Origin of the sequence: Corynebacterium sp. HMSC074C01 (assembly GCF_001814605.1) — a bacterium.
Lineage (GTDB): Bacteria > Actinomycetota > Actinomycetes > Mycobacteriales > Mycobacteriaceae > Corynebacterium.
This window is the reverse complement of sequence record NZ_KV817280.1, coordinates 269,241-275,964: the sequence shown is the minus strand read 5'-3', so window position 1 is coordinate 275,964 and position 6,724 is coordinate 269,241. Positions and strand designations below refer to the sequence as shown.

At 55.7% G+C, this 6,724-nt stretch carries 5 protein-coding genes and 1 pseudogene; 2 read left to right on the top strand and 4 right to left on the bottom strand.

Going from position 1 to position 6,724, the window contains the following annotated elements:
- Positions 1-112: 112 nt before the first annotated feature.
- Positions 113-1,352: pseudogene (locus tag HMPREF2978_RS13055) on the top strand (IS3 family transposase).
- A gap of 28 nt (positions 1,353-1,380) precedes the next feature.
- On the opposite strand, the gene HMPREF2978_RS07900 reads toward HMPREF2978_RS13055, so the two are convergent.
- The 4 genes from HMPREF2978_RS07900 to HMPREF2978_RS07885 all read right to left on the bottom strand — a co-directional run bounded on the left by HMPREF2978_RS07900 (position 1,381) and on the right by HMPREF2978_RS07885 (position 5,987).
- Positions 1,381-2,196: an ABC transporter ATP-binding protein gene (locus HMPREF2978_RS07900; protein WP_049156256.1), complete on the bottom strand. Its 816-nt coding sequence runs from the start codon at positions 2,194-2,196 to the stop codon at positions 1,381-1,383.
- A complete protein-coding gene (locus HMPREF2978_RS07895; protein ID WP_049156286.1) occupies positions 2,196-3,275 on the bottom strand; it encodes a FecCD family ABC transporter permease in 1,080 nt (359 codons plus the stop codon). Before HMPREF2978_RS07895 ends, HMPREF2978_RS07900 begins: the two co-directional genes overlap by 1 nt.
- Positions 3,276-3,316: 41 nt before the next feature.
- Complete coding sequence (locus tag HMPREF2978_RS07890; protein ID WP_049156259.1) at positions 3,317-4,474, bottom strand: ABC transporter substrate-binding protein; 1,158 nt, start codon at positions 4,472-4,474, stop codon at positions 3,317-3,319.
- Between the two features lie 151 nt (positions 4,475-4,625).
- The gene (locus HMPREF2978_RS07885; RefSeq protein ID WP_231732355.1) at positions 4,626-5,987 is read right to left on the bottom strand and encodes an MATE family efflux transporter; all 1,362 of its coding nucleotides are present in this window, start codon (positions 5,985-5,987) and stop codon (positions 4,626-4,628) included.
- Between the two features lie 552 nt (positions 5,988-6,539).
- On the opposite strand from HMPREF2978_RS07885, the gene HMPREF2978_RS13245 reads away from it, so the two are divergent.
- Positions 6,540-6,680 (top strand): hypothetical protein, encoded by a 141-nt coding sequence (locus HMPREF2978_RS13245; protein WP_168162408.1) that lies wholly within the window; start codon positions 6,540-6,542, stop codon positions 6,678-6,680.
- The last annotated feature ends 44 nt before the right edge of the window (positions 6,681-6,724 follow it).

Sequence of the window (6,724 nt, the reverse complement as noted above, 5' to 3'; positions counted from 1 at the left end):
TCGAAGTGGCGCATTCACCCCTTGACAGCACGCATTGCAGATGGCGTTTTTAGACCCAAAGATGAAGTGTCCCAGGTTTTGTTCCGTTTGAGTAGATGGGAAAATCTGGAACATGCCAAGAAAATTTGACCAGGATGCAAAGGACCGTGTGGTCCGTCTCGTGGAGGACCGCATCTTGGCGGAAAGCATGTCGATGCATCCCGCGTGCTAGGCAGTAGCTTCAAAGTTGGGGGTTTCATGGCACACGGCTCGTCTATGGACTTAAGCCTGCTCGTCGTGCGGGAAACATCCCAGAACCTGTTCCTGAAGATTTGGCTACCGAAAATGCCAGGCTACGCCGCGAAAATCAAGAGCTTCGAGATACCAACGAGTTGCTGAAGGCTGCGTCAGCTTTTTCGCCTCACGACCAGGCCCCAAACGTTAAGAAATGATCCGGTTCATCGATAAATACCGGAATCATTTCTCTGTCGAGTTCATCTGCACCGGAGTTGAAGATTAACCGGGCTGGTGGGTTTATCACCTCGCGTGGTTATCGCCAGTCCAAAGCCCGTGGGCTTAAGTGCTCGTCGCCTTCGTGACGCTGTGCTGATTGAACGCATTGGTGCCATTCATCGGGATAATTACGGTGTCTACGGCGTGCGGACAATGTGGCATGCGCTTGACCGTGACGGAATCGACATCGGTCGTGAGCAAACCGCCCGGCTGATGCGCCTAGCTGGTGTTTCTGGCACAGGCACAGGCGGATCACCAATCACAACCCGTACACCTCAACAGGCCGGATCTGCGCCCGGATTTGGTCGAGCGTGAGTTCAAAGCCCAAGGCCTTAAACAAGCTGTGGGTGGCCGACATTACCTACGTGCGTACGAAGAAGGGTTTTGTGTACACCGCGTTTGTCACTGACGTTTACTCCCGGCGGATCGTCGGATGGGCATTATCGGACTCGATGCGCACCGAGGTATTACCGCTGCAAGCACTCAACCAAGCGATTGTGAGCGCGAAGGAAACAACAGGCCTTATTCACCATTCGGATCACGGCTTATAGTACGTCAGCGTTGTCTACAACCAGCGTCTCGCCCAGCACGGGATTGCCGCTTCCACTGGGACCGTCGGTGACTGAAATGACAATGCTCTAGCTGAAAACGTTAACGGCTCTTACAAGAATGAGCTCATCCATACTCGCAGGTGGAATGATGTTGTCGAGGTAGAAATCGCGACGTTCGAGTGGGTGTCATGGTGGAACGAGGTAAGGCTCCACCAAAGCCTGGGATATCGAACCCCAGCCGAGGTGGAAACCGAATTGTGGAAGAAGAACCCGCAACAGGGAATAATAGAAATCAAGGAACATGCCTAGGAACAAAACTCGGGGCACTTCAAGCCCCTTATATGGCTCTGGATGTGGTGATTGCTGCAGAACCGTCATCAGTAAGGGTGACTTTTCCATCTACGCGGTAGACTTCACGCAACATTTTTGCGGTTAACACGTCCTTAGCTGCTCCGTGTGCGTATACAGTGCCCGCGTGGAGTACCGCAATGCGGTGAGCGAAGCGCGCTGCTTGTGAAAGATCGTGCATCGAAACCACGACCGCCGCGGGTGCTTCAGCTGCATAGGCGCGAATATGCTCCATGAGGATGAGCTGATTTCTTAGGTCAAGAGCGCTGGTTGGCTCGTCCAGTAGTAATGCCTGCGGCCGGCATACGATGGCCTGGGCGAAGCTTACTAATTGACGCTGGCCGCCGGAGAGCTGGGACATTGTTCGGGATTCTAGGTCTTCTAGCCCCAGCCGCGTGAGGACCGAGCTGACTCGGTCCTGTGTGGATGTGGCTACCCGTAGTCCGCTGAATCCCGTCCGGGAATGCTGGAGTGCCAGAAGTACCGATTCGAATACGGTAAGGGTGCTTTCCGGCGGGGGATCCTGTGGCAAATATACTGCCTCGGGCCCAGTGACGTCGCCGCTGAATCGGCATAGGTTAGCCATGCAGCGCAGCAAAGTCGACTTACCAGCGCCATTAGGGCCGACGAGGGCGGTGACGGTTCCAGCTTCGATCTTTGGGAGACATACGTCATTCAGTATCTGTTCGTCTCCATGGGAAAAGCACAGGTTATCTACCCGGAGTGTGGGTTCTGGCGGAACCGTGGGCGGTTGTTCCACGAGGGGGTCCTTTCTGGGGCAGGAAGTACTGGGAGAGGCGATCATTAGGTTGAGGAGACAGTTCGGGGGCGGCGTCGCAAAACAATGAGGACGACGAACACGGGAACGCCCACAATCGCGGTGATGATGCCGACAGGCAGAATCGCCCCAGGCTGGATCAGCTTGGATACCACTGAGGCTGAGGTCAGCAAAAGCGCACCTGAGATGATGGACGTGGTGAGGAAGAAGCGTTGGTCCTCACCAACGAGCATCCTGGCGATATGTGGGCCGACGAGTCCGATGAAACCAATTGTCCCGGCCATCGAAACGGCAGTTGCCGCCATAAGGGAGACTCCCACCAGCGTGTACGTGCGCAGCTTTGGGATATTGATACCCATGGACCTAGCGCGGTCGTCGCCCATTCGAAACGCGGTCAGCGTCCACGCATTGCGGTAGAAGTAAGCAATTCCGATTAGTGAGATGACCGCGAGAAGGCCGATCTGAGGCCACGTAGCGCGCGTAAGGCTGCCCAAGGTCCAGAAAACCACCTGCTCTAATTGGGTCTGCGAGGCGAGGTACTGCATTAGCGCTAGTAGAGCATCGAAGAGGAACACGATGGCTATGCCCAGCAGAATCATTCCCTCGGTACCAGAGCTCTTTGACCGAGAGAATAGGACGATCACCGCACAGGCCGCGAGGGCGAAGACCCAAGCACTGCCCGCCATTCCCAGCGCTGCCCCGATTCCCGCCGCGGTGAATCCTGAGACGGTGGCAAAGGCTGCGCCAAAGCTCGCAGCGGCGGAAATGCCCAGCGTATAGGGCTCTGCCAAGGGGTTATCCAAGATGGTTTGCATCTCTGCGCCGGCAGCAGCGAGGGTGCCACCGATGAGCACCGCTGTGACGGTCATAGGCAGACGTATATCAAAGATGATCTGCCAGTCAATTGGGCGGGAATCGCTGGGGTGAAAGAGCACGTAGAGCGCCTCATTTGCGTTCAAACTGCTGCCGATGAGGAAATCTATGGCAATGGTGACGCATAGCAGGGCCGTAAGCCCTGCGATGATCGCTACCTTTCGCCTGCTAGCTGTTCGGTACCAGTTTGACCGGGGGCGTTGCCGTTGCGGGGTAGAGTTTTGGTCGTCCACCTCGCTTCCGGTGGCAATTGATTGCGCTCGTGCTCCGTGGCTCATGGCAAACCAGTCCAGAAGGTGCCGCTAGCCTCCACAGGGAGGAATTTTTCATGTAGTTCTTCCAAATCGGCCTGCGGGTCGACATCGGAAAACAGGTCGGGGTGCATGGCTTTGGCAAACCACTCGATGGCTAGGTAGTTGTATGGGGAGTCGTAGAAGTGATGCCACGCAGCGTAGGCCCGCTTGTTCTTGACCGCCCGCATTTCCTTAAGGACAGGTTGCCCGTCAACAACGCGTTGGAAGTCTTTGGCTGCCTGTTCGGTGGACTCGTCGTAGCCCAGGGGTACAAAGCCATTCTTCTTTGGCTGCTGCTTGGCGCCGGTCCAGTCTGCGCCGGTGGCGATGATGACGTCTGGGTCTTTTTCAGCTAGCGCCTCGGGAGAGACTTGCCCCTGCTTGGCGTCGATCATATCGTCGCCCACGTTTTCGCCACCCGCTGCGTTAACAATTTGGGCTAGGTTGGACTTAGCGAAGGTAGAGCAGCAGTCGAAGTAGCCGGGAGCTCGCCAGAGGAAGGTCGGTGTGGGGGTGGCCTTGGCTTTTTCTAGGCGCTCCTGAACCATGTTCACCTTGGACTCATAGAACTCGGCATACTCTTCCGCTTCCTTCTCGTGGCCGAGTACCTTGCCGAGCAAGCGCACGCTCGGTGCGGTGTTCTTCACCGGGTCGGTAAAGTAATCGACGGTAACCGTGGGGATTCCGGCCTTTTCTAGACCGTCTACGATGCCAGCATCCTGGGCGGCTTCGAAGCTGCTTGCGGAGACAATGAAGACATCTGGACGGGAATTCAAAGCTTGCTCAACGGACATCGAGCCGTCGTAAACTTCACCAGTTTGCTCAATATCTTCGATCTCTGAGAATTTCTGTTCGTACTTCTTGTACGTGCCAGGGTCGTTCTGCTCCAGGTCATCTGGCCAGGCAACGATGCCCTGGAGCGGGTTTTCTTTGTTGAGGATGGATGTCGTGTAAAGCATCCGTTGCCCGCCCATGAGGACCCGATCGACGTTCTTCGGGACCTCGACTTCGCGCCCGAGAATGTCGGTGATCTGTTGCTTTTCTCCGTCATCTGCGGTCTGTTGTTCATCGTTAGTGCTGCAGGCAGCGGTCATAAGGAGGGCAGTGGCGGTGACGGCTGAGGCGACTACGCGGGCCATTCGGTGGTGAGGGGCGCGTGGGGTTTTAAAACCGCGAGCCCTAGTTGTCGTGAGGGACAAGGCAATCCTTTCTTCCAAGTGGATCTATTAGGTTAGCCATACCTTTGTTTATCTACAATGGGTGATGAAACTTTTACCCCCAACATTCCCGTTAAGTCAGTTCATTCAGTCGGCGGGAATATGTGCGTAGCAGCAGTACCGCCGTGGTTGCGAAACCCATGATGAGTCCTAACCAGACGCCATATCCTTCCCATCCGAGGAGCTTTCCAAATATCAGAATCCCGGGGACGCCAACCAGCCAGTACCCGACGAGGGTGCAGCGTAGCCCTGAGGTGGTGTCTTTCAGGCCTCTCAGTAGGCCCACTGCCACGTTTTGGATTCCTTTGGCGAACTGTTGCAGTACCGCGAGACATAGGAGCAGGACGGCAATGTGAAAGGTGGTGGGATCTGCCTCTTTTAAGAAAGGATGCAGTACCCACCTGCCCAACAGAAGCCACAGCGCGCCCATTATTCCCAGATACGTGACCACGACGAACAATATGCGTCGGGTAATCTCGCGCACTGAGTCGGCACTCTCGGCCCGAGCCCTTGTGATCAGCACCGAGCCGCCGTGAGAAAAGCCGATGCACACTTGGTAAACGATGTACGCCAGTTGGTTCACAATATTGTGCGCCGCTAGCATCTGTGGGCTAAAGGTCCCCATCACTAAACCGGCGATGGTTGTTATTGCAGCCTCCGAGCCATAGGTCAGACTGACTGGTACCCCGAGGCGGACGAGGCGGCAGATAGTCTCCCCATCTCCTTTACACGGAAGGATGTGGAAATAGGGCTGTAGCTCGGGAATGCGCAGTACCACAATCCGGAAGGCCAGGAAGGTAAGCAGTTGGATGACAGTTGTAGAAAGCCCGATGCCCGCTACCTTCCAGTGATCCGAGGCTGCCCATGTCATAAATAACCAGTTCAATGCGATATTTATAAATATCGATATCAGCGTGATGGTTAACAGGGAGCCGGGTTTTCGCATGCCCACGGCGAATTGGCGCAGGACGTTGAGCCACATCATCGGGACTAACCCGGGTGCGAGCGCAAGGGTCATGGCGAAGGTGAGTTGGGCAACGTGCTTGTCGATGGGCAGAACAAGGACCAATCCGCCTAGGGCGATGACCAGTAACGCGCCGAGAATTGCAGTGCCAGTGGCCACCGCGAAGGAGGAGCGCACAGCCCGCCGGATCTGTTCTGCTCCCGCCTCGCAATTTTGACAAGAGGTTTTCTCTTTTTCCATTTTTGCTGCTGCTTCAGCCACAAGATTTGCCCCGGCCGTCACCATGCCCACGCACATCGTGCGGATCTGGTTGTAAAGCTGCATCGCTAGGCCGCCGCCGGCTATCGCCAGTACGCCCACGGACTGCAGCATCAATACGTCCGTGGTGGTCAATGCAACTCCGGCGAGTTGTACTCCAGCGATGGGAAGGGAAATTCCCAGAACTTCGCGATATTTCCGGATGGATTTCAACCTCGCAGCCACCTTCAACTTCGGACTAACATTCGTCTCGGCCCTCGCTTCTCATCTTCTAAACCTCGCCCATTTTGGCGGCTGGTCTCCAATGTGCTGCGGTTTCTAGCGGTAGATACGCAGCACATCCGATTCATTTGCGGCCTCCAGGCCGTTGAAGCGAATGGCGCTGCGATACATCTGCACCAAAGTTGCAATCGGACGCTGCCGTCTGCACCATGGAAATTAGTGGTTCGCCCCTGCGGATTCAGCTGGTGCTGGCCGATGCCCCAGCGGTACCACCGTTGGTTGAGACCGAATCCCGTTCAGGGCTGGTGTTTGCAGCGGCAGAGACTCCCTTCGGAAAGTATAAAGATTATACCTAGTTTAGGTAAGGCAACCATAATTGAAGATTTCCACTTCAAACACTTCAGGTGGAAGGAGTGTGAAGATGGATAGGAGAGATGCCGTTTGCCAGATGCCTTCTGCAGGACGCCTTCCTGGCTTAGGCAGTGATTTACTGCGGAACAACCCCATCCCTCTGCCGAACAACACCAGGTAGCAGTGCCAAGAGTGGCGTTGCTCATCCGCCCTGACCTAAGTCAGGTGCGCAAGGATTCTCAGCTCATAGCCAACACTGACCAGAAGCCAACGGTGGACGTGGCTACCGTGCTTTATGGCTTCACGATGCGCGGCGTCGAGCCTTCGCGTTAACTGCGGGCATCTGTTCGTGCCTTTTTGGACTCCTCATGGTGCCT

Excerpts from the sequence above, each read along its gene's own strand:
- HMPREF2978_RS07900 (WP_049156256.1), bottom strand. The coding sequence starts at position 2,196 with ATGATCGCCTCTCCCAGTACTTCCTGCCCCAGAAAGGACCCCCTCGTG.
- HMPREF2978_RS07890 (WP_049156259.1), bottom strand. The coding sequence starts at position 4,474 with ATGGCCCGCGTAGTCGCCTCAGCCGTCACCGCCACTGCCCTCCTTATG.